The sequence below is a fragment of the Shewanella sp. SR43-4 genome (assembly GCF_014163845.1).
Taxonomy (GTDB): Bacteria; Pseudomonadota; Gammaproteobacteria; order Enterobacterales; family Shewanellaceae; genus Shewanella; species Shewanella vesiculosa.
In genome coordinates this window covers 37,583-60,328 of sequence record NZ_JACJEB010000016.1, presented here as the reverse complement: position 1 = coordinate 60,328, position 22,746 = coordinate 37,583, and the positions used below count along the sequence as shown (strand labels likewise).

Here is a 22,746-nt window from a genome sequence, read left to right as displayed (position 1 = left end):
ATTAATAATTTACTTGCTGGTATCAATGAACTCGAATGATTTTACTAAGTCATCAACCGCTTTCATCTGGGTTAGGTATTTCTCTAATAAATGCAATGGGAGTGCACATGGGCCATCGCATTTTGCATTATCAGGATCAGGATGTGCTTCGATAAATAAGCCTGCTAACCCTAATGCCATACCGCTGCGCGCAAGTTCAGTTGCTTGTGCACGACGTCCACCAGCAGAGTCTGCACGTCCGCCTGGGCGTTGCAGTGCGTGGGTAGCATCAAAGATCACTGGATAACCCGTTTGCTTCATTTCATCCATGCCCAGCATGTCGACAACCAAGTTGTTATAACCAAAGCTACTGCCACGTTCACATAAAATAATATTGTCATTACCCGCTTCATTAAACTTAGTAATGATATGACGCATTTCATGCGGCGCTAAAAACTGCGGTTTTTTAACGTTAATAACGGCACCGGTTTTCGCCATCGCCACAACCAGGTCTGTTTGACGCGCAAGAAAAGCCGGTAACTGAATAATATCAACAACGTCGGCGACTGGTGCACACTGATAGATTTCGTGTACATCGGTGATAATTGGCACATTGAAGGTTGATTTTATTTCTTCAAAAATACGAAGACCTTCTTCCATACCTGGACCACGGTATGAGTTAACCGATGAACGATTAGCTTTATCAAAAGAAGCTTTAAACACGTATGGAATACCAAGCTTTTGGGTCACTTCCACATAATGCTCTGCAATCGACATGGCTAAATCACGTGACTCGAGTACATTCATGCCCCCAAATAACACAAACGGTTTATCGTTGGCGACTTCAACATGATTAGTTAACTGAATAATTTTTTGATCCATTTGATCCTCTTAGCGCATTACGCTGCAACAATTTGTAATAACTGACCACATAGCCAAGCCATGTAAGTACCTAATGCATAACCGAATACTGCCAGTAACACCCCTACAGGTGCCAAGGCTGGGTGAAATGCTGCTGCCACTACGGGAGCTGATGCAGCTCCACCAACGTTGGCTTGGCTACCCACTGCCATATAAAATAATGGGGCTTTAATGAGTTTAGCCACTAATAACATTAACCCTGCGTGCACTAACATCCACACAATACCTACTAAGAAATAAATCGGCGTATCCATTATTTTAGACACATCCATATGCAAACCTATGGTCGCAACCAGAATGTATAAAAATGCCGAAGCTATTTTAGAGGCACCAGACGCTTCAAGATGACGCACTGGAGTAAATGACAGTCCTAAACCAACGGTAGTCACAATAACCACTAGCCAGAAGAATTTAGAGGTTAAACTATAATCTTCGGTCCATGGATAATGAGCTTCGAAAAACGGTCCCAAGAAATCAGCTGCAAAATGGGCAAAACCAGTGACACCAAAACCAACTGCCACAATCAACATAATATCGCGCAGCGAAGGAATGCGCGAATTTTCGGCGTGATACTTTTCGACTTTCTGTTTCAGCGCTTCAATGGCTGTGGTGTCAGCGCCAGTTCTGGCATCAATCTCTTTGGCTTTAGACGCCATAAAGAGCAACACGGCCATCCAGATATTGGCAACGATGACATCAACCGTCACCATAACGGAGAATATCTCGCCACCAACCTCATAAATTTCTTTCATTGCAGCTTGGTTAGCACCACCACCAATCCAGCTACCCGCTAAGGTTGTCATGCCACGCCAAACCGCATCAGGACCATTGCCACCTAAAAGTGATGGATCGATGATCGACACTGTCATTAATGCAATCGGCCCACCAATAACAATCCCAAGCGTACCGGTTAAAAACATAATAACCGCTTTAGGGCCCAAGCTAAGAATAGCTTTTAAATCAACACTTAAAATCAATAATACCAAACATGCAGGCAGTAAATACCGTGATGCAACAAAATACAATTGTGATGAATGGCCATCAATCACACCAAAGGTATTTAATAATGAAGGTAAGAAATAACACAGTAGTAAAGCTGGAATGTACTTATAAAACTTTTGCCAAAAAGGATGAGTGGACGAGCTTGTGTAAAAAACAAAACCTAAAATAACGGCGAGTATACCCAGGGCGGTGGCATCATTGCTCACCATTGCTGACGTTGACATGTAGAGTTCTCCCTTACAAATACATTATATTTTTAGTTGTTATTGTTATTGTTGTTATTTTTGCTGTTATGAAAATCGATGATGATAACTTCTCTGCTGCGCGCTGGTAATCAACTTGCAAGAAGTTCACTGCGAATAAAGCAGCTTTGAGTTAACTCAAAGCTGCTTAGGTTGCAGGTTATCAAATCATTAATGATAAACCTGCATATGTTGACTGAGTTCCTTTAATTGAATCTTAACCAGTTCAATCACAGGATCATGCGGACTCAAATCGATGAAGTGTTGTAAATCCGACATGGCCACTTTAATGCAACCTAACTGTTGGGCAATAAAAGCACGTTCACGATTAAGATGCACATCGTCTGGATGCCATTGTAATAATAAATTACAACATTCCATTGCCTGTTCAAATTTATGACTGACGATACAACCCGCTTTTAGCTCATGTAACATACGGCTAATTAACCGTTTGAGCGTAGCCGTTTTAAGGTGGCTTGGTTTTAATTTAGCCGCATTACCCAGTTCACCACGTACTAACGCATGTAATTGATGACGGCTAAGTTCTTTACCGGTTAGCGGATCATGGTATTTAACCACATCATTCACTTGGCTTTTTAATACCGTATTACCGGGTAATAAAACCGCCTCGAGTGTTAAGTCGAGTTGTTTAGCCAATAAAATTAACAATATTGATAGTGTAGTGCTATTGCCTTGACGCTTTAACACGCAATAGCTTAAATCTGCAGCCTCGACGCTAAAATAGTCGTCTCGAACACAAAAACCTAAATCATTGTAAAACCACTTAAACAGACCTTCAAGGCGCGCTTGTTGGTCAATAACATAGTGACTCAATACTGAACCTGCCATTTCATACCACGCCCACATAGCAGGTTTAGATGTTGAAAAGCCAAGATGTTCAGAGAGCTCAAATGCAGTTTCAGGTATCGAAACTGCATCATCAAGAAGATATTTTGCCATTAAAACCAATTAACCCATGAAGACGACTTGTTTGAAATAAGCCAGTTTGGCCGCTAACACTACCCAACCGATTGCGCCGATAAAAGCAAAAAACTTAAACAGCTTATTACGGTTAGATTTAAGTGCCATCACACCTAAAGCAATATAGGCCGCAACACAGATTATTTTTTCTGTCATCCATGGATCGACAAAAGGATATTGTTTGATCATAAAGCACAGAGTGAAGCCTGATAGTAATAAAAACGTATCAATGACATGTGGTGCTACTTTAACAAACTTTTTTTCCATGATGGGAGACTTGCGTAAATGTAAAACAAAACGCACGATAAAAAAGATCACACTCATGGCAATAAACATCATGTGAGTATGCTTTACCGCTGGATATAAACTGTAAAATGTTTCCATTAATTAAGTCTCATTAAAAAAAGGTAAAAATAAAAGGCGCCTAGTTTACTCGATCAACCAGCCGCATACTAATATTTGGATTATTGCTATTTACTTAGCGAGATATATACCTGTAGATACTGAATTACTCATCCATCCATTGCCCAAGCGTGCAGCGGTCATTACTGCCAAAGTCTCGAACGGTAGCCACATTGTGGTAGCCAAGTTCAATCAATTTCTCACGAACTTTAATCGCCTGTTCATAGCCATGTTCAAGCAATAAATAACCACCAGTAAGTAAATGAGCACGCGCTTGCTCAGCAATATAATACAAATCGGCATAGCCTTCATTGCCAGCGGTGAGTGCACTTTGCGGTTCAAAGCGAACATCGCCTAAATGAAGATGTTCATCGGCTTCATCAATATAGGGAGGATTAGACACGATCAAATCAAAATCGCGCTGTTTAACGGCTGAAAACCAATCAGACTGGATAATTTCAACGTCTGGTAAGTTAAGATTACCGCGATTAGCTTTAGCAAGCTCGACAGCCTCTGGAACGTTATCAATGGCAGTAATCCGCCATTTAGGTCGTTCAGATGCTAACGCCAATGCAATAGCACCGGTTCCTGTACCTAAATCTAATACTCTGGCATTGTGACGCACAGATAAGTTCAGTGCGGTTTCAACTAAAATTTCAGTATCAGGCCGGGGAATAAGCGTTGAGTCATTAACAATAAAAGGTAATGACCAAAACTCTCGTTCACCAATAATATGCGCTACCGGAGTGCCATTTTGACGTTTAGTGATCATCTGGCTATAAGCTTTAAATTGCTCACTCGTCAGTTGTCGCTCAGGCCAAGTATATAAAAAACTGCGATTTTTATTCAAGCAATGCAATAGCAATGCCTCTGCATCTACGTGAGCAGATTCAGAGGTTGCGGCTAGTTGTGAATAAGCCCATTGAAGGGCTTCAGCAATTGTTGAATACGAAGACTGCGTCAAGAGAACTCCTTAGTCGTCAGCTAACGCGGCAAGCATATCGGCTTGATGTTCTAGCATAATGGGTTCAAGCAAGACATTTAAGTCGCCTTCCATGACTTCATTCAAGCGATATAGTGTTAAGTTGATACGATGATCACTTACGCGACCTTGTGGGTAGTTATACGTTCTAATACGTTCAGAACGATCGCCACTGGCCACTAAACTACGACGGGTAGTTTCTTCTGCACTACGTCTTTTTTCATCTTCAACAGCTTGAATACGCGCAGCCAAAACACTCATCGCTTGGGCACGGTTTTTATGCTGTGAACGTTGATCCTGACACTCAACAATAATGCCAGATGGAATATGGGTAATACGAATCGCTGAATCAGTTTTGTTAACGTGCTGTCCACCGGCACCAGAGGCGCGGAATGTATCAACTTTTAAGTCTGCTGCATTAATCGAAATCGCTTCAGCTTCAGGTACTTCGTGCAATACCACGACTGTACATGCTGAAGTATGAACCCGGCCCTGAGATTCGGTTTCTGGTACACGTTGAACACGATGTCCACCAGACTCAAACTTTAATTTACCGTAAGCACCATCACCACTGATTTTGACAATGATTTCTTTAAAGCCGCCATGCTCGCCTTCGTTGACGTTCATGACTTCTATCTGCCAACGGTTCGCTTCGCAATAACGCGAATACATACGGTATAAGTCACCCGCAAAAATAGCGGCTTCATCGCCACCGGCACCCGCACGAATTTCAAGAAACGCGTTAGTGTCATCATTAGGATCGGTAGGCAAGAGTAAAACTTGTAATTCATCTTCAAGTTTTTCTAACACTTGTTTAGATTGCTTGTACTCATCTTGCGCCATTTCGCGCATTTCAGCATCGTCTTCTTCAAGCATCTCTTTAGCGTAGTCGAAATCTTTTTGAGCTTGTTGAAACGCCTTGAAGCTACTGACTACATTTTCAAGTTGAGAATATTCTTTTGATAATCCACGAAAACGGTCTTGATCCGAAATCACGGTAGCATCACTTAATAATGCTAATACTTCTTCATTACGTTCGAGCAAGCCTTCAAGCTTGCGGATAACGGATTCTTTCATTTAGCTCGCTAACCTTAGTTTTTATCTAAACCAAGCGCAGTTCTTAATTGGCCTAACGTATTCAAATCGCCTTGACGGCTTGCTGAAGTAAGCGCTTGTGTCGGTGCATGTATCAAACGATTAGTTAGCCTATTGGCTAACTCTAGTATCACTTGCTCACTGTCACTGCCATGAGATATTTTATTCAAGGCGCGCTCAACTAATTCATCTTTAATCGCCAAGCTCTGGCTGCGATATTCGCGAATACTGTCGACTGACTCTAAAGACCTAATCCACTCCATAAATAAGTGTGATTGGTCTTCAGTAATTAATTCTGCTTGCTCGGCGGCTTCTTTACGTGAAGCCATGTTCTGTTCAATTATGCTATGCAGATCGTCTACAGTATAAAGGAATGCGTCGTCTAACTCACCGACTTCTGCTTCAATATCTCTTGGAACTGCAATATCCACCAACAACATAGGTTGATGACGACGCTGTTTTAGCGCTTTTTCGACCATACCTTTACCCAAAATGGGCAAAGGACTGGCGGTAGAGGATATCACGATATCGGCTTTAGCGAGAAAATCTGGTATTTGTTCGAGGGTAATGGCGGTAGCGTTAAACTCTTCACACATGGCTTGGGCACGTTCGATAGTGCGATTTGCCACCACCATAGAGGCAACACCATTATCTTTAAGGTGTTTGGCCACCAGCTCAATCGTTTCTCCAGCACCAATGAGTAACACCTTAGTGGTGCTCAATGATGAGAAAATATGTTTCGCCATGCTGACGGCGGCAAAGGCAACAGAAACTGCCGCGGCACCGATTTCGGTTTCAGTGCGCACTTTTTTAGCCACAGAGAAGGTGTTTTGAAACAAGCGATCAATGGTCAATGCAATCGTGCCAGCCTCTTTGGCTTTAACAAACGCTTGCTTTACCTGTCCCAAAATTTGTGGTTCACCCAGTACCAGTGAATCCAGCCCCGATGCTACCCGCATTAAATGTTTCACGGCAACTTGCTCTTCATAGGCATAGAGACACGGCATTAAGTCGCTGTGCTCAATACTATGGTAATCCTCCAACCATTCAATAATGTCTTCCTTTTCAGCATTATTGCAATATAGCTCAGTACGGTTACAGGTCGACACAATAACAGCCTCGCCCGTACGGGTGCGACTAGCCAAGCTTTTCATGGCGTCATGAATGCGGTCTGGAGAGAAAGCGACTTTTTCACGCAAATCTACCGTGGCGGTTTTATGGTTTATCCCGATTATTACTAGGCTCATTTGATGGTATCAAGTTCTTTTCGGTGACGTTAATTAGGCTATTCTACTGAATTGAACCGACTAAAAACACAATTGGCTTAACAAAACCGAATAAATGTCTAAATATTTATTTATGGTTCACATAAACATTATGCAAACCCTTACATTAATATCACATTAATTTTGCTAAAAGCATTTTTACATAATGACTTAAGCCCAGTATCATAAGAAAATCTTAAGCAACTGATAGGCAATCCATTGCGATTATCTGCATCTTTCTTTTATACCGCTATTATCACCGCGTTGCTTTTGTTAACCGGTTGTAGTGTGACTCCATCTGAAGATTTTACGCCTATCAATGTGACCAATGCAGCTCAAGCCAATGCATGGGAGCTGCAGGGTAAAATTGCCGTTAAAACAGCGGAAGATAAATTCAGCACTAATCTGTACTGGCTACACCAACCCGCTGCCAATGACTTGCGTTTAACCACAGTATTAGGTACGACAGTATTAACCCTCAAGACAAATCAAGGCATGGCGACGCTTGAAGTGGACGGCAAAACCTATCGCGACAGTAACGCCCAAGATTTACTGACAGGTATTAGCGGTTGGTCAATCCCGCTTGATAGCCTTCCTTTATGGATCACCGGCCAAATTGGCAGCAATGATAAAATTGTCAGCTATAATCCTGATGGCACAATTAAACAAGTCATCAGTTACGATCCTCAGGCAAACTGGTCAGTGAGTTTTCTCAGTTGGCAACAACAAAGCGGCGCGCTTGTGCCTAAGTTGTTGAAGATTGAGAGAGAAAATGTGCAAATAAAAATTCAAACTAATCAATGGACAGCTGTAGCAGCCAAAACCCAATAACAATAAATGTTAATTGCTGGCACATTAACAAGGTAGTTAAACAAACATGAAACCAACTCACTTACGTAAATCAGCCGTTTCAACAAGTTGGCCTGCGCCAGCAAAATTAAATTTATTTTTACACATTACCGGCCAGCGAGCTGATGGTTATCACGAATTACAGACCTTATTTCAATTTATTGACCATTGCGATTACCTCGATTTTCATATTACCAACACAGACGATTTAATTTTACACTCTGCTATCTCCGATTCTGTCGCTGACAGCGATAACTTAATTCTTAAAGCCGCAAAGTCACTCAAGCGTTATACCCAATATGAAGGCGGTGCGCATATTTGGTTAGACAAATTACTCCCTATGGGTGGTGGTTTAGGCGGTGGTTCATCGGATGCAGCAACCACATTAGTGGCACTAAATGCCTTGTGGAAAACCAATGTGTCACCCAGTAAACTGGCTGAAATAGGCTTAACACTCGGTGCGGATGTTCCTGTTTTTATTAATGGTTTATCAGCATTCGCCGAAGGTGTCGGTGAGCAATTGATCACAGTAGAACCCGCTGAACCATGGTACTTAGTTATTGTCCCTGATGTGCATGTGTCAACTAAGGATATTTTTCAGCATCCTGATCTACCACGCAACACACCTAAATTGGATATGAACAGCTTAATGACTCAGCAGTGGATCAATGATTGTCAGAAATTGGTCACAACTAAGCACCCTCAAGTTGCCAATGCCTTAAGCTGGCTGGTAGAATATGCGCCGTCGAGAATGACTGGAACAGGCGCATGCGTGTTCGGGGAATTTACACATTCGCAACAAGCACTTGACGCTTTAGCCGAATTGCCGGCTCATATGCGAGGGTTTGTTGCAAAAGGGATGAATAAGTCGCCATTAAAAATACGGCTTGAGCAGCTCTAATTACATAATATCTTCTGGGTCAGTTTTGAGTGACAACACGTAAAATTGATCTAGCCTTTAATCGTAAAGCAAACATCTGAGGTTCATAAAGTGCCCGACATCAAGCTCTTTGCTGGTAACGCTACCCCAAATCTAGCTGCTAAGATTGCCGATCGTTTATTTTGCAAACTTGGCGACGCAGTTGTAGGCCGTTTCAGCGACGGTGAAATCAGTGTTCAAATAAACGAGAATGTACGTGGTGCGGATGTGTTTATTATCCAATCTACTTGCGCACCAACTAACGATAACCTCATGGAGCTTATTGTAATGGTTGACGCGCTTCGCCGTGCATCAGCGGGTCGTATTACTGCCGTTATTCCGTACTTTGGATATGCTCGTCAAGACCGCCGTGTACGCAGTGCACGTGTGCCTATTACAGCGAAAGTGGTTGCAGATTTCTTGTCGAGCGTGGGTGTTGACCGCGTATTGACTTGTGACTTACACGCTGAGCAAATTCAAGGTTTCTTTGATGTCCCGGTTGATAACGTATTCGGTAGCCCAGTGCTACTTGAAGACATGCTCTCCCGGAAATTTGATAACCCTGTTGTTGTGTCTCCTGATATTGGCGGTGTTGTTCGCGCTCGTGCAGTAGCCAAACTATTGGATGATACTGATCTTGCCATTATCGATAAACGTCGCCCACAGGCGAATGTGGCTCAGGTAATGCACATTATTGGTGACGTTCAAGGCCGTGATTGCATCATAGTTGATGACATGATCGACACGGGTGGCACTTTATGCAAAGCTGCTGAAGCATTAAAAGAACATGGCGCTAACCGCGTGTTTGCTTATGCTACTCATCCTGTATTCTCAGGTAATGCAGCTGAAAATATTGCCAATTCTGTTATCGACGAAGTTATCGTAACTGATACAGTGCCATTAAGCCCTGAAATGCTCAAAGTGGCTAAAGTGACTCAGTTAACCATGTCTGCGGTACTTGCTGAAGCGATCCGTCGTGTAAGCAACGAAGAGTCTATCTCTGCTATGTTCCGCCACTAATCTAACCGATTAGGGTCATCAAAAACGCACTCGATTGAGTGCGTTTTTTTATTTGTGTGGAACTCGATTCATTAAGCAGACAAAGCATACTTAGGCATAAAAGATGATTGCTGACCTTGCATCATCGCTGGCGCAATATTGACATGTTGTTGCTGCACTAAAAATGATTTCCCAGCCGCTAAGCCACTATGATAATCATGCAGTAAATCTGTATCAGCACTGCCAAGCAGTTTACTTTGTAAACTGTTGTCGGCAAAAATTTGGATAATTTCAACATCAGCAGGCGGATTAGCAATAAACGCTAACTCTTGTTGATACGCTTGTTCATGTTGCACTAAGTAATCAATGGTTCTGGGGCAATAACCAGAGACACAAATCCATGATTTTAGCTTATGTACCCAAGCTGATTGCGCCTGAAAGTCTGCATTAACCGTTCGAATGACCACAATTTTACGCGCACCGCGCTGGTAAGCCTCACGAACAGGTAAAGGTGCCGCTAGCCCGCCATCAAGGTAAAAGTCTTCTTGAGGTTGCCCTATAAGCTCAGGTGTTTGATTCGCGGCATGGGTATTTAACCAAGGCGCGAGTTTCACACCTTGCTTGTATAGAAAAGGCAACGCACTCGATGCTTTTAACAACTCGCGCCAATGCTCACCATCGTTGCTAGGACTAAAAAAGTAACCTTGGCGATCTCGTGAATTAGTTGTAGTGATCAATAATTGCCGCTTGCCTAAATATTTTGCTGCAGAGGCGAAATCCAAAGTAAAACTGCCTCGAGTAGTTTTATCAAAATACCAATCGAGATCGACTACGTTTTTACCAACTAAACCTCGGCTTAATTGGTAAAAACGTTTATGACGTGATAATCCTCGAATTAATCGTTTTGCATAGCCTTTTTGGCGCGATAAAAAACTGGTTAAATTTTGCGAACCGGCAGAGGTGCCAATAAACAGATCAAATGGATCAAATTCGGCTTCTAACCAAGCATCTAACACCCCAGCAGTAAAAATCCCACGCTGACCACCACCTTCGGCAATTAACGCCGTCATAGGCTGTGATATATGCTCAGAAAGCATTGGAGGATGAGTTGTTTGGGTGTTCATAGTAAACCTAAGGTTAGTGATTAACTGCATAAGGTAAGTCTAAAGAACTGAAGCGAAGATAGATAATGGATAGAATCAATTGAGTTAATAGAAAAAGGCTATCAATACCGCACAAGATTTAACGTTATAAAAACAAAAAAGCAAAAAGCCCGTCTATTAAGACGGGCTTTTCAGAATTTGGCTGGGGTACCAGGATTCGAACCTGGGGATGCCGAGATCAAAACCCGGTGCCTTACCGCTTGGCGATACCCCAATTAAAACAAATTATGGCAATACAGACTAAAAATCACTTTGAATAAAATTTGATGGTACGGGAAGAGAGACTTGAACTCTCACACCTCGCGGCACCAGAACCTAAATCTGGCGTGTCTACCAATTTCACCATTCCCGCATCAAATTTTAACTTAGAGTATACTCTTTTTATTTCAGAGTAAACTTTGGCTTTACTAGCTAATGTAAGTACAACTCACTCTACCTAGTAAATATGGTAGCAATGGCGGGACTTGAACCTGCGACCCCAGCATTATGAGTGCTGTGCTCTAACCAGCTGAGCTACATTGCCAAAGATGGCTGGGATACAAGGATTCGAACCTTGGAATGCTGAGATCAAAACCCAGTGCCTTACCGCTTGGCGATATCCCAATAATCTTGTCTAACTTTATAAATGGCTGGGATACAAGGATTCGAACCTTGGAATGCTGAGATCAAAACCCAGTGCCTTACCGCTTGGCGATATCCCAATCAAACTTTTTGAAACATCCGCCTAAGCCAACATCTCTAATAAATGGTACGGAAGGAGAGACTTGAACTCTCACACCTTGCGGCACCAGAACCTAAATCTGGCGTGTCTACCAATTCCACCACTCCCGCACAACACTCTAGTTTAACATCTTGAGCAGATGTGTAATAAATATGGTAGCAATAGCGGGACTTGAACCTGCGACCCCAGCATTATGAGTGCTGTGCTCTAACCAGCTGAGCTATATTGCCACTATTTCTTGCAATCCCTCTTGGCGAGGAACGGGGCGTATTATGCTTATTCAGGTTATCTAGGTCAACTGGTTTTTTTCGCTATTTTCATCAATTCGTCTTGTTCGGCTATAACTTCACCAAACTGAATGCCGAATCGACAAAATAAAGCCAATTAACTGACTAAAATATCCTTTACGCCCCTTATTATGATTTTTTACTTAATCTAAATGCTGCTTAGACATTAAATAAGAAATGCATCACATCGCCATCTTTAACAACGTAGGTTTTACCTTCGACACGTAATTTACCGGCATCTTTGGCTCCCGCTTCACCTTTGTAGGTAATAAAATCTTGATATGCCATCACCTGCGCACGAATAAAGCCACGTTCAAAGTCGGTGTGGATAACACCAGCAGCTTGTGGTGCTGATGCGCCAACAGGTACTGTCCATGCACGTACTTCTTTTACACCAGCAGTAAAATACGTTTGCAGATTTAATAATTCATAGCCTGCACGGATCACACGGTCTAAACCAGACTCTTCGATACCTAAGTCAGTCATAAACTCGGCGCGGTCATCAGCTTCCATTTCAGCGAGTTCTGACTCAATCGCAGCGCACACAGGCACAACCACTGCATTTTCTGTTGCCGCAATAGCACGCACAACATCAAGATGAGGATTATTTTCAAAACCGTCTTCAGCCACGTTAGCTATGTACATGGTCGGCTTTAAGGTTAAAAAGTTTAGGTACGCAACTGCGGCTAATTCTTCTTTGGTTAATTCTAATGAACGTAGCATTTTAGCTTCATCTAATGCTGGGCGCATTTTTTCAAGCACTGCAACTTCAAATTTGGCATCCGCATCACCGCCTTTAGCGCGTTTAGCTTGACGAAAAATAGCCCGTTCACAGGCATCTAAATCGGCTAGGGCTAATTCGGTGTTAATCACTTCAATGTCGCCAGCAGGGTCAATTTTATTGGCTACGTGAACAATGTTTGGATCTTCAAAACAACGTACCACATGACCAATAGCATCGGTTTCGCGAATGTTAGCTAAAAATTTGTTGCCTAAACCTTCACCTTTCGATGCACCAGCAACTAAACCGGCGATATCAACGAATTCCATAGATGTCGGCAAAATGCGTTGAGGTTTGACAATGGCAGCTAACGCGTCGAGACGTGAGTCAGGTACAGGTACCACTCCGGTGTTTGGCTCAATAGTACAAAACGGAAAGTTTGCCGCTTCAATCCCTGCTTGTGTTAACGCATTAAACAACGTTGACTTACCTACGTTTGGAAGACCAACAATGCCGCATTTAAAACCCATATGCTTACCTTTATATATGTAGAATTATCCCATTGGATAATGATGTCGAAAGGGTGTTAAAACAAAACTAGCCTGGCTTATTCTGCTTTGAACGAATGTAATCTGTGCATAGCTTTCGCCATGTCTTGGTTAAATAAAATCTCGGTGGAACGAACCGCTTCATCAATCACCGCATTTATTCGCTCTTGTTCTACCGCTGGTGCCCTGCCCAGTACATAGCCGCTGACTTTATTTTTATCGCCTGGATGACCAATACCAATCCGTAAACGATGAAAGTTCTTGTCGTTGCCTAAGCTAGCAATAATGTCTTTTAAGCCATTATGACCACCATGGCCACCACCTAATTTGAATTTAGCCACGCCCGGTGCCATGTCAAGCTCATCATGGGCAACCAATATTTCTTCAGGCAGGATACGGAAAAAGTTAGCTAACGCTGCCACAGACTTACCGCTTAAATTCATATAGGTTGTTGGGATCAGCAAGCGCACGTCTTTACCGTGTAAAATAGCCCGAGCTGTGACGCCAAAGTATTTACTCTCTGGTACTAATTGAACACTGCAAATGCGTGCCAGTTCTTGCACGTACCATGCACCAGCGTTATGGCGAGTTTGCGCGTATTCAGCACCCGGGTTTGCCAACCCGACAATCAATTTAATGTTACTCATCACAACCTAGTCAGTTTCTTAGCAAACACTATTGCTAAATGCCTTCATGGGGTACATCAAAATACACATGATGCAAAACGCGGCATTTTATACCAATTTCACTCATAATGTAATCATTCAAAGCCACTCAAGCCTTAGCGTTAATCATGTCCCCATCAAGTTTTGCGTGCGGGGCAATAACGCAAACCCAAAAAGCCGAACTGGGTTAGCGAAGAGTTTAAGTCAATCCAAGGGCATACTTGAGCACTTTTCGCTTTAATGGTGAGTCGATATTTGCCAATTTCAATGCACCATTACGCAGCAGTTTTAACGGTAATAAATCATTGCTAAACCCCGCATAAAAAGCATCCATCGCGGTCATCATCAGTTGATTATCGTAATAACGCGCTTGCTGATATCGCTTTAGCACAGGCGTTTGCCACCATATTTCCCCACTGCCAATGGCATTGGCAATCTGGGCTACCAGCACATCAACATCTTTAAAGCCAATATTTACTCCTTGGCCAGCTAGAGGGTTAATCGTGTGGGCGGCATCACCAATAATCACTAAATTATCTTGGTAGTAACCTTGGGCATGGCGGCGAGTGAGTCTAAAGCTACCTCTATTCTCAACCGTGAAATTAGGATCTAAACGCGGCGGAAAATGCTGCCTAATTTGTTGTGCTAATTGCAGATCATTAAGTTGTGATAATTGTTTAATGCGATTGGCGTCGTCGTACCAGACTAATGATGCATGATTCCCAGGAAGCGGCAATAAGCTTCTTGGCCCTGCAGGGGTAAATTGCTGCCAGGTTACTGATTGCTGTGGGGTTTGAGTACTGATATTAATTAGCATCGCCGACTGCGCATAATCCCAGCCAGTGACACCAATACCAGCCCATTGACGAACTTGCGATTGAGCACCATCGGCGCCAATCAATAATCTTGTCGTGATTTTATCGCCATTATCAAGCTCAATACTCACTTGCTGACTATCGCTTAAACGGCCAAATTGGGTCACTTTATGCGGACACAATAAGGTGACATTATCCATTTTCCGGATTTGCTGCCATAGGCTTAATTGAATTAACCGATTTTCAAAAAAGTAGCCTAAGTGCGCTTGACCCACTTGTTCGGCGCTAAATGCCGTAAGGCAATCGTCAAGCTCCCATGTTTCTAAGCCAGTATAAGGCGCATGGCGCATCAACAGCAGCTCATCCATGGCACCAAGACGGGTTAATAATTGTTCAGATGCAACACTGACTGCAGACACTCGCACATCTAATGGCTGTTCTACATCATAAGGCTGCGGTTGACGGGACTCTATCACCGCCACGCTAAGTCCTAATTGACCTAATCCAATCGCGGCAGCCGCACCGACCATTCCGCCGCCCACGACCACAACATCATAATGAGTCGCATCGCCAGTAGCGTTCGTTGATGTGTGTGAAGCATCTTGCATTGTGTTTACATCCATAAATAGTGAAATGAGTTTGTGTTCAATATAACAGCCAATGAAAAACGAATTAACTGAACCTCTGTTGGGCATCAATAATCATTATTAACCTATACGCGATGACATCCATGATGGCTTACTTGGCGGCACATTAGCTTGGCAAATAGCACTATCACCCTTTAACGGTGAAAAATCACATCTACAATTGCTGATCGACGCACCCATCAGGGCGATAAAACAGACCAAAATAAAACCATGACGATGGTGCATGCTAATCGTTCGATTATGCCCTAGATCAATAAACCACGGAAATGTAGCGAGGCTTTAATCGTAACTTAAGCCTAAATAACCACTGAATACGATGTTTACTCGTTATAACTAATCAAGTTTAATCCAAACGATTAGTCATTACTATTTTTAAGGCTATTGCAAAATTTATATTCAAATGCGTGAAACTTGCACTAATACTAGCCAGACCGCCTGACAACAGGTAAAATGTCGCGCTATTTTTACTGTGATTTACTGGCGAGCACTGATGAGTAAAAAACTTCATATTAAAACCTGGGGCTGTCAAATGAATGAGTATGACTCATCAAAGATGGCTGATTTATTAGACGACTATCAAGGATATACCTTGACCGATGACGCAAGCGAAGCAGATGTACTGCTGCTTAATACTTGCTCTATTCGTGAAAAAGCACAGGAGAAGGTGTTCCATCAGCTAGGGCGTTGGAAATCTTTAAAAGATAAAAATCCTAATTTAATTATTGGGGTGGGTGGTTGTGTTGCCTCGCAAGAAGGTAAAGCCATTAAAGATCGCGCTCAATGTGTTGATATTATCTTTGGCCCGCAAACTCTGCATCGCTTACCTGAGATGATTGAACAAATTCAACGTGGCGAAAAAGCCGTGATTGATATCAGTTTCCCTGAGATTGAAAAGTTCGATCGCCTGCCAGAACCTCGTGCAGACGGTCCAACGGCATTCGTGTCTATTATGGAAGGTTGCAGTAAATACTGCTCTTTCTGCGTGGTGCCTTACACCCGTGGTGAAGAAGTCAGCCGTCCATTAGATGACGTGATTCTTGAGGTGGCTCAATTAGCCGCTCAAGGCGTACGTGAAGTCAATTTACTAGGCCAAAATGTTAACGCTTATCGCGGTGCCACTCATGATGATGAGATATGTACCTTTGCGGAATTATTGCGCCTAGTGGCCTCAATTGATGGTATCGACCGTCTGCGTTTTACCACCAGCCACCCGATTGAGTTTACTCAAGACATTATCGATGTCTATGCAGATACGCCTGAATTGGTGAGCTTCCTGCATTTACCTGTGCAATCTGGTTCAGATCGTATTTTGACCCAAATGAAACGCGGTCACATGGCGATTGAATACAAGTCGATTATTCGTCGTCTGCGTAAAGCCCGTCCTGATATTCAAATCAGCTCTGACTTTATTATTGGTTTCCCTGGTGAGTCAAAGGACGATTTTGCCGACACCATGAAACTGATTGAAGATGTCGGTTTTGACCACAGCTTTAGCTTTATCTACAGCGCACGCCCTGGTACACCAGCAGCAGACTTACCAGATGATGTTAGCGATGAAGAAAAGAAGCAGCGTTTAGCCATTTTACAAGACCGTATTACTCAACAAGCAATGCGCTATAGCCGTCATATGTTAGGCACGGTTCAACGTATTTTAGTCGAAGGTCCATCAGTAAAGAATCCAATGGAGCTTCGTGGTCGTACTGAAAACAGTCGTGTGGTTAACTTTGAAGCCGCGCACACTCACATCGGCAGTTTTGTTGATGTGAAAATTGTTGATGTTTATACCAACTCATTGCGCGGTGAATTTGTCCGCGGTGAAGATGAAATGGATTTACGTCGCAGTTTACATCCGGCTGATATTTTGGCTAAACACAAGCAAGATGACGCATTAGGTGTAACCCACTTTAAGCCATAATCAATGTTTGTTGTTTAAACGATATTAAAGGCGGCTTGTCCGCCTTTAATTTTGTCTAAAATTAGGCTAATTATGGTAATTCAATGCAGAGGCTCGTAAACTGTCATTACTGTAGTATGGCATTTACAAGCCATTATTTTTGTCCTAATTCGACACCTGGAGCCTTATTTGACCACTAAAGTCACCACCATGAATTTGTATCTAGAACCTGCAGATACTCGCCGCCTCGTGTCATTATGCGGTCCATTTGATGACAACATCAAACAACTTGAACGCCGATTAGGCGTTGAGATTGTCCATAAAGACAACCATTTTACGATTGTCGGTTTGCCACGTAATGCCCTCAATGCCAATAATTTGTTACGTCAGTTATACATTGAAACTCAAACCGTCAAAGGTAGCACTCCGGACTTAGAACCTGAAGTGGTTCATTTAGCCATTCAAGAAGCGATTAACCTTGAGGCGGAACAAGACAACGACGACACGAGTATTCATATAAAAACTAAACGTGGCGTGATTAAACCTCGTACACCCAATCAAAGTGTGTACATGCATAACATTACTCGTCACGACATCAGTTTTGGTATTGGCCCAGCCGGTACCGGTAAAACCTACCTTGCAGTTGCTGCGGCAGTTGATGCCTATGAACGTCAAGAAGTGCGCCGTATTCTATTAACGCGTCCAGCGGTTGAAGCGGGCGAGAAACTCGGTTTTTTACCCGGCGATTTAAGCCAGAAAGTCGATCCTTATCTACGCCCTCTTTACGATGCTTTGTTTGAAATGATGGGTTTTGAGAAAGTTGAAAAGTTAATTGAACGCGGCGTGATTGAAGTGGCCCCACTGGCTTATATGCGCGGCCGCACTCTTAATGATGCGTTTATTATTTTAGATGAAGCGCAAAACACTACGGTTGAACAAATGAAAATGTTCTTAACCCGTATTGGATTTAATTCGCGCGCGGTGATCACCGGTGATATCACCCAAATAGATTTACCTCGTAGTCAAAAGTCTGGTTTGCGTCATGCCATTGAGGTTCTCAGCAAAGTATCTGAAATCAGCTTTAACTTCTTTGTCGCCCAAGATGTGGTTCGCCATCCTGTTGTAGCAAGAATTGTTGAAGCCTATGAAGCGTTCGAGCAACAAGAACAACTCGAAAAAGCGGCCAAAGAGCAAGCTTATCGTGAACGCGAGCAAAAACGTCAATTACTTGAAAAAGAAGCCAGCCCTCAATGAGTCAGCCCATGATATCACTCGATCTTGACCTGCAAATTGCAGTGAACAATCTGAATTTACCCACTCAAGCAGAATTTGAAACTTGGGTACGTACCGCGGTGGGGCAGACAATGCCTGAAGTGGAATTAACGATTCGCATTGTTGAAGTTGCTGAAAGTCAGCTACTCAATTTAACCTATCGCGGTAAAGACAAACCGACCAACGTGTTGTCATTCCCGTTTGAAGCACCACCTGAGGTTGAATTGCCATTATTAGGTGATCTGGTTATCTGTGGACACGTGGTGGAACAGGAAGCCATTGAGCAAAATAAACCGCTAAACGCACACTGGGCACACATGGTCATACACGGCTGCTTGCATTTGCTGGGTTATGACCATATTATCGACCAAGAAGCCGATGAGATGGAGTCACTAGAGACCCAACTTGTTGAAGGCTTAGGTTTTACAAACCCCTATAAGGAAGCATAAATAAACAAGGAATATCTTATAGATAGCCCTGTTTAGGTAAATATTATGAGTGACGATATCCCCCCGAGTACAAACGCCCACAAGAAAACCTGGTTTGATAAAATTAACCAGCTATTTCAGGGCGAACCTCAAAATCGCGAAGATTTAGTTGATGTGATTGCAGGTGCCGAAATGCGCGACCTCATTACAGAAGACACACGCGAAATGATTAAAGGTGTATTAGAGGTTTCTGACCTTCGTGTGCGCGACATTATGATACCAAGAGCGCAAATTGTTACCATTCAAATAGACTCGACCGTCGATGAGTTTTTAGAAATTGTCATGGATTCAGGTCACTCTCGCTTCCCGGTTGTTAATGAAGATAAAGATCATATTGAAGGCATTTTACTGGCTAAAGATTTGATCAAATACGGCTTCAAACAATCTGATGAAAACTTTACTCTTGCCCAAGTTATACGCCCTGCAGTGGTGGTACCTGAAAGTAAAAGAGTCGACGTACTACTCAAAGAATTCCGTTCGCAACGCTACCACATGGCCATTGTTGTCGATGAATATGGTGGGGTATCAGGCTTAGTGACGATTGAAGATATTCTCGAAGAGATTGTCGGTGAAATTGAAGATGAATTTGATCACAACTCGGTTGAAGACACTGAAATTAAAAAGCTCAGTAACACAGTATTTATGGTCAAAGCGCTCACTGAAATTGAAGATTTTAACGAAGCGTGTGGCACCAACTTCAGCGATGAAGAATTTGATACCGTTGGTGGCATGGTGTCGCATGCATTTGGCCACTTACCAGAACGTAATGAAAGCATCGTGATTAATAATATTGAGTTCAAAGTGATTAACGCCGATAACCGCCGTTTGGTGCAACTTCGTGTTAAACTGCCAGACCCTAATATTAGTGAAGAATTCGACGACTAAATCGTGCTAAAAACTCAATCTCTATACTCTTCTTTGAGTATTGTCCGTCTGGTGGCGGCATTTATTGCTGGCGCCAGTACGGCATTATCGTTTGCGCCTTATGAAATTTGGGCCATATTTCCTTTAGCATTAAGTTTTGCTCTATGGCAGAGCCAGACATTAACCGCTAAACAAAGTTTATATTACTGGCTCAGTTTCGGTTTTGGTTGTTTTGCAATTGGCATTAGCTGGGTGCATGTCAGTATTGATACTTTCGGCGGTATGCCGATTTTTGTATCGATAACGTTAATGGCGATCCTGGCAATGTATCTGGCGATTTATCCCGCCATAGCTGGATATTTACTCAGCAAGTTATCTCGCACATCTAAATACACTTTAAATCCCTACTTCACTTATCTTGGTCTATTTCCAGCATTATGGGTCCTAACAGAATGGTTACGCGGCTGGGTATTTACAGGTTTTCCTTGGATTTGGGCCGGCTACAGCCAAACATTAGGCCCGCTAAGTGAATTAGCCAGTTTTATTGGTGCCTTGGGGCTGAGCTTTATCGTCGCATTGGTGGCGGGCTCTTTGATACTATTAACCCAAAAACGCATCTTCCCTGTGTTGGTTATATTACCGATTTTGGCATTGAGTGCGTGGGCTGCACCATTACTCAACCCTATTTCTACCAGTGGCAAAACCGTAAAAGTGGCATTAGTACAGGGCAATATTCCCCAAAGTATGAAGTGGGAACCCGATGCATTGTGGCCAACCATGCTGAAGTACATGGACATGACCCGCGAGCAATTTGATGATGCGTCCAGTGTCGATATTGTTATTTGGCCAGAAGCCGCCATTCCAGCACCAGAAGCCATGGTGGAAGACTTTCTAATGGATGTCAGTAAAGTGGCCAGCATTAACAACACGGCAATTGTTACTGGCATTATTAGCCACCAGCAACAAGACTTTTTTAACTCATTAATCGTACTCGGTAATTATCATCAAAAGCACCAACAAAGCGCTGACTACATTGGTGATGGCACTAACCAGTTTAAAAAACATCATTTATTGCCTATTGGTGAATTTGTCCCGTTTGCCAGTTTATTACGCCCTATCGCACCATTTTTTAATTTACCAATGTCATCTTTTCAACGAGGTGACTATACCCAGCCTAATTTAGTCGCACTCGGTTACCATATCGCTCCGGCAATTTGTTATGAAATAGCCTTCCCAGAACAAGTAAGGGCGAGTGTAACCGACGAAACAGATATGCTGCTTACCGTATCAAACGATGCTTGGTTTGGTGCGTCAAATGGCCCATTACAGCACATGGAAATAGCGCAGATGCGCGCGATTGAAATGGGTAAACCACTATTGCGGGGGACCAATAATGGCATTACTGCCGTCGTTGACCCACACGGACGTATCACAGATGCGATTCCTCAATTTGAAGCGGGAGTACTTGTGACCAATATTCAACTGTTTCAAGGACAAACTTGGTTTCGAAAGATAGGTCAATTACCCTTGCTGATACTGTGTGGCTTGTTAGTATTATTGGGTGTAATAAACTATTTACGTAAATAATGGCTAATTATGATGTCACAATCGATTCAACTCAAAAAAAATTATTTATCCCAAGGGTTTACCCTAATTGAATTGGTTGTGGTAATCATCATTCTAGGTGTTTTAGCGGTTGTTGCTGCGCCTAAATTTATTGGCCTCAGTTCAGAAGCGAGACAACAGGCCCTATCTGGCATAATGAGCAGTGCCAAAACGGCCAATAGTTTAGTGTATGCTCGATCAAAAATGACCAGCCTAAACGTGCAAGCCGTTCAAAATCGCGATGACTTAATCGATATTGATATCGACAATGATGGTCTATTTGAAACACGATTAAAATGGGGCTATTTAGATAACACAGATGTCGAAAAATGGATCACCATAGATGACGTCTTTACCGTTCAATATCAAGGTGTTGATTTCACTTATATCGGCTATGATAAAGATGGTAATGGCCAAGTAACCAATGATAATTGTTACTTCTCTTACACCCAAGCCGTTGACGCAAATACAGGTCCCCAATACCAGATAGTATCAAGCGGTTGCTAACCAAAATCCGCCATTGCGACCGATTACAGTATTAAAATTGAACTAGCCTCAAGTTTGCGACGTAATAACCTTAACAAACCACTATTGGAGGTTATTATGCAAGTATCTGAAATAAAGCTAGCCATTGCTGAACAAACTCAACATCCCACCATTATTAGCTACGCAGACTCAAATCATTACCTACTGGGTCTTAAAGATCTTGATGGCAATTTTCAACGTGCTCATGATAGAGACGGCAAGCCATTATGTTTCAACTCAATAAAACAAGCCGAAGAATTGCATAAACAACAAGGGATCAGTTACGCCATGATAGAAATGCAAACAGCATATGATGAGATGGTCGGTAACAGCAGTGCAAGCCACTGCCATTACCGAGTAGAGTTTTAAGCGTTAAGTTACCAATTATGGCGTTAACGGCTCCCGTGAAAACTCGTTGTAATCACATTTTGGACAGTCGGGGATTACCCCAGGAAAATCAATTTGCATTTGATGACCACACTTATTACAGGTCAGTTTGCCTTGGTTAATGATTTCCCCAGACTTATAAACCCCATGATGTTTAAAATCTTGTAACAACTCGTGCCACTCCACTTGGCTTCGATCCGTTATCTCGCTCAACCACTGCCATAATGTATTTTCAATCCCAATAACCATAGGGCTATAACTCAAATTATCGGCATTTTCCTCATTTAAGAAAGCTGCTATGTCTCGCTTTAAAAATTCTTCTACTAATGCGAGCTCTTCTTCATCGGAATGAGATTTAAGTTTTAAATACTCTTTACCCTGGGTCACTGACTTGAATAAGCTCTTCGCTGTCAATGAGTTATCTTGGTCAAACGTAGTTTTCACCTGTTCGAATAGTGACTGATATAAGGCTAATAGTGCTGAACTTTTTCCACTCATAAGTAATACT

22 protein-coding genes and 7 tRNA genes are annotated in these 22,746 nt (G+C 42.6%); 10 read left to right on the top strand and 19 right to left on the bottom strand.

All coding sequences use genetic code 11. From position 1 onward, the window contains the following. Nucleotides 1-9: 9 nt before the first annotated feature. From kdsA to hemA, 7 genes are all read right to left on the bottom strand, one after another. Nucleotides 10-861: a 3-deoxy-8-phosphooctulonate synthase gene (kdsA, locus tag H5123_RS16525; RefSeq protein WP_124017830.1), complete on the bottom strand. Its 852-nt coding sequence runs from the start codon at nucleotides 859-861 to the stop codon at nucleotides 10-12. 17 nt (nucleotides 862-878) lie between these two features. Continuing rightward, on the bottom strand, nucleotides 879-2,126 hold the full coding sequence (locus tag H5123_RS16520) for a DUF819 domain-containing protein (protein WP_124017829.1): 1,248 nt from the start codon (nucleotides 2,124-2,126) through the stop codon (nucleotides 879-881). 189 nt (nucleotides 2,127-2,315) lie between these two features. Continuing rightward, on the bottom strand, nucleotides 2,316-3,104 hold the full coding sequence (locus H5123_RS16515) for a tetratricopeptide repeat protein (RefSeq protein WP_124017828.1): 789 nt from the start codon (nucleotides 3,102-3,104) through the stop codon (nucleotides 2,316-2,318). A 9-nt stretch (nucleotides 3,105-3,113) separates the two neighbouring features. Continuing rightward, on the bottom strand, nucleotides 3,114-3,509 hold the full coding sequence (locus tag H5123_RS16510) for a SirB2 family protein (RefSeq protein ID WP_124017827.1): 396 nt from the start codon (nucleotides 3,507-3,509) through the stop codon (nucleotides 3,114-3,116). Between the two features lie 124 nt (nucleotides 3,510-3,633). Continuing rightward, nucleotides 3,634-4,491, bottom strand: a complete 858-nt coding sequence (gene prmC, locus H5123_RS16505; RefSeq protein WP_182698674.1) for a peptide chain release factor N(5)-glutamine methyltransferase — start codon at nucleotides 4,489-4,491, stop codon at nucleotides 3,634-3,636. A gap of 9 nt (nucleotides 4,492-4,500) precedes the next feature. Continuing rightward, entirely contained in the window at nucleotides 4,501-5,586 is a 1,086-nt protein-coding gene (gene prfA / locus H5123_RS16500) for a peptide chain release factor 1 (RefSeq protein ID WP_124017825.1), read from the bottom strand. Between the two features lie 14 nt (nucleotides 5,587-5,600). After that, nucleotides 5,601-6,851, bottom strand: a complete 1,251-nt coding sequence (gene hemA, locus H5123_RS16495; RefSeq protein ID WP_124017824.1) for a glutamyl-tRNA reductase — start codon at nucleotides 6,849-6,851, stop codon at nucleotides 5,601-5,603. Nucleotides 6,852-7,076: 225 nt separating this feature from the next. Here hemA and lolB point away from each other — a divergent pair, with 225 nt between their 5' ends. The 3 genes from lolB (at nucleotide 7,077) to H5123_RS16480 (ending at nucleotide 9,657) form a co-directional block, all read left to right on the top strand. Next, entirely contained in the window at nucleotides 7,077-7,700 is a 624-nt protein-coding gene (gene lolB / locus H5123_RS16490) for a lipoprotein insertase outer membrane protein LolB (RefSeq protein WP_404717026.1), read from the top strand. A 46-nt stretch (nucleotides 7,701-7,746) separates the two neighbouring features. Further along, nucleotides 7,747-8,619, top strand: a complete 873-nt coding sequence (gene ispE / locus H5123_RS16485) for a 4-(cytidine 5'-diphospho)-2-C-methyl-D-erythritol kinase (protein ID WP_182698673.1) — start codon at nucleotides 7,747-7,749, stop codon at nucleotides 8,617-8,619. A gap of 90 nt (nucleotides 8,620-8,709) precedes the next feature. Next, complete coding sequence (locus H5123_RS16480; RefSeq protein WP_124017821.1) at nucleotides 8,710-9,657, top strand: ribose-phosphate pyrophosphokinase; 948 nt, start codon at nucleotides 8,710-8,712, stop codon at nucleotides 9,655-9,657. Between the two features lie 71 nt (nucleotides 9,658-9,728). Here the strand turns inward: H5123_RS16480 and H5123_RS16475 are convergent, their stop codons facing one another. The 11 genes from H5123_RS16475 to H5123_RS16425 form a co-directional block, all read right to left on the bottom strand. Further along, nucleotides 9,729-10,760: a patatin family protein gene (locus tag H5123_RS16475; RefSeq protein ID WP_182698672.1), complete on the bottom strand. Its 1,032-nt coding sequence runs from the start codon at nucleotides 10,758-10,760 to the stop codon at nucleotides 9,729-9,731. 178 nt (nucleotides 10,761-10,938) lie between these two features. After that, nucleotides 10,939-11,013 (bottom strand) — tRNA-Gln (locus tag H5123_RS16470). A gap of 53 nt (nucleotides 11,014-11,066) precedes the next feature. Next, nucleotides 11,067-11,151: transfer RNA gene (locus tag H5123_RS16465), tRNA-Leu, on the bottom strand. A 94-nt stretch (nucleotides 11,152-11,245) separates the two neighbouring features. Further along, nucleotides 11,246-11,322, bottom strand: a tRNA-Met gene (locus H5123_RS16460). Between the two features lie 5 nt (nucleotides 11,323-11,327). After that, nucleotides 11,328-11,402 (bottom strand) — tRNA-Gln (locus tag H5123_RS16455). Between the two features lie 23 nt (nucleotides 11,403-11,425). Then, nucleotides 11,426-11,500, bottom strand: a tRNA-Gln gene (locus H5123_RS16450). Between the two features lie 45 nt (nucleotides 11,501-11,545). Next, a tRNA-Leu gene (locus H5123_RS16445) sits at nucleotides 11,546-11,630 on the bottom strand. Nucleotides 11,631-11,673: 43 nt separating this feature from the next. Further along, nucleotides 11,674-11,750: transfer RNA gene (locus tag H5123_RS16440), tRNA-Met, on the bottom strand. Between the two features lie 216 nt (nucleotides 11,751-11,966). Continuing rightward, nucleotides 11,967-13,058, bottom strand: a complete 1,092-nt coding sequence (ychF, locus tag H5123_RS16435; RefSeq protein ID WP_124017819.1) for a redox-regulated ATPase YchF — start codon at nucleotides 13,056-13,058, stop codon at nucleotides 11,967-11,969. A 77-nt stretch (nucleotides 13,059-13,135) separates the two neighbouring features. Then, nucleotides 13,136-13,723 (bottom strand): aminoacyl-tRNA hydrolase, encoded by a 588-nt coding sequence (pth, locus tag H5123_RS16430; protein ID WP_182698671.1) that lies wholly within the window; start codon nucleotides 13,721-13,723, stop codon nucleotides 13,136-13,138. 217 nt (nucleotides 13,724-13,940) lie between these two features. Then, nucleotides 13,941-15,179, bottom strand: a complete 1,239-nt coding sequence (locus H5123_RS16425) for an FAD-dependent monooxygenase (protein ID WP_182698696.1) — start codon at nucleotides 15,177-15,179, stop codon at nucleotides 13,941-13,943. A gap of 514 nt (nucleotides 15,180-15,693) precedes the next feature. On the opposite strand from H5123_RS16425, the gene miaB reads away from it, so the two are divergent. From miaB to H5123_RS16390, 7 genes are all read left to right on the top strand, one after another. Next, the gene (gene miaB / locus H5123_RS16420; RefSeq protein WP_124017817.1) at nucleotides 15,694-17,118 is read left to right on the top strand and encodes a tRNA (N6-isopentenyl adenosine(37)-C2)-methylthiotransferase MiaB; all 1,425 of its coding nucleotides are present in this window, start codon (nucleotides 15,694-15,696) and stop codon (nucleotides 17,116-17,118) included. A 168-nt stretch (nucleotides 17,119-17,286) separates the two neighbouring features. Beyond that, entirely contained in the window at nucleotides 17,287-18,351 is a 1,065-nt protein-coding gene (locus H5123_RS16415; protein ID WP_182698670.1) for a PhoH family protein, read from the top strand. Then, on the top strand, nucleotides 18,348-18,818 hold the full coding sequence (ybeY, locus tag H5123_RS16410) for an rRNA maturation RNase YbeY (protein WP_182698669.1): 471 nt from the start codon (nucleotides 18,348-18,350) through the stop codon (nucleotides 18,816-18,818). Before H5123_RS16415 ends, ybeY begins: the two co-directional genes overlap by 4 nt. 45 nt (nucleotides 18,819-18,863) lie before the next feature. Further along, nucleotides 18,864-19,742, top strand: a complete 879-nt coding sequence (corC, locus tag H5123_RS16405) for a CNNM family magnesium/cobalt transport protein CorC (protein WP_124017814.1) — start codon at nucleotides 18,864-18,866, stop codon at nucleotides 19,740-19,742. A 3-nt stretch (nucleotides 19,743-19,745) separates the two neighbouring features. Next, entirely contained in the window at nucleotides 19,746-21,308 is a 1,563-nt protein-coding gene (gene lnt, locus H5123_RS16400) for an apolipoprotein N-acyltransferase (protein ID WP_182698668.1), read from the top strand. A 12-nt stretch (nucleotides 21,309-21,320) separates the two neighbouring features. After that, entirely contained in the window at nucleotides 21,321-21,833 is a 513-nt protein-coding gene (locus H5123_RS16395) for a type II secretion system protein (protein WP_182698695.1), read from the top strand. Nucleotides 21,834-21,929: 96 nt separating this feature from the next. Beyond that, nucleotides 21,930-22,220, top strand: coding sequence for a DUF6482 family protein (locus H5123_RS16390; protein WP_182698667.1), 291 nt, complete (start codon nucleotides 21,930-21,932; stop codon nucleotides 22,218-22,220). Nucleotides 22,221-22,235: 15 nt separating this feature from the next. On the opposite strand, the gene H5123_RS16385 is transcribed toward H5123_RS16390, so the two are convergent. Beyond that, the gene (locus tag H5123_RS16385) at nucleotides 22,236-22,736 is read right to left on the bottom strand and encodes a zinc ribbon-containing protein (RefSeq protein WP_124017811.1); all 501 of its coding nucleotides are present in this window, start codon (nucleotides 22,734-22,736) and stop codon (nucleotides 22,236-22,238) included. Between the last annotated feature and the right edge of the window lie 10 nt (nucleotides 22,737-22,746).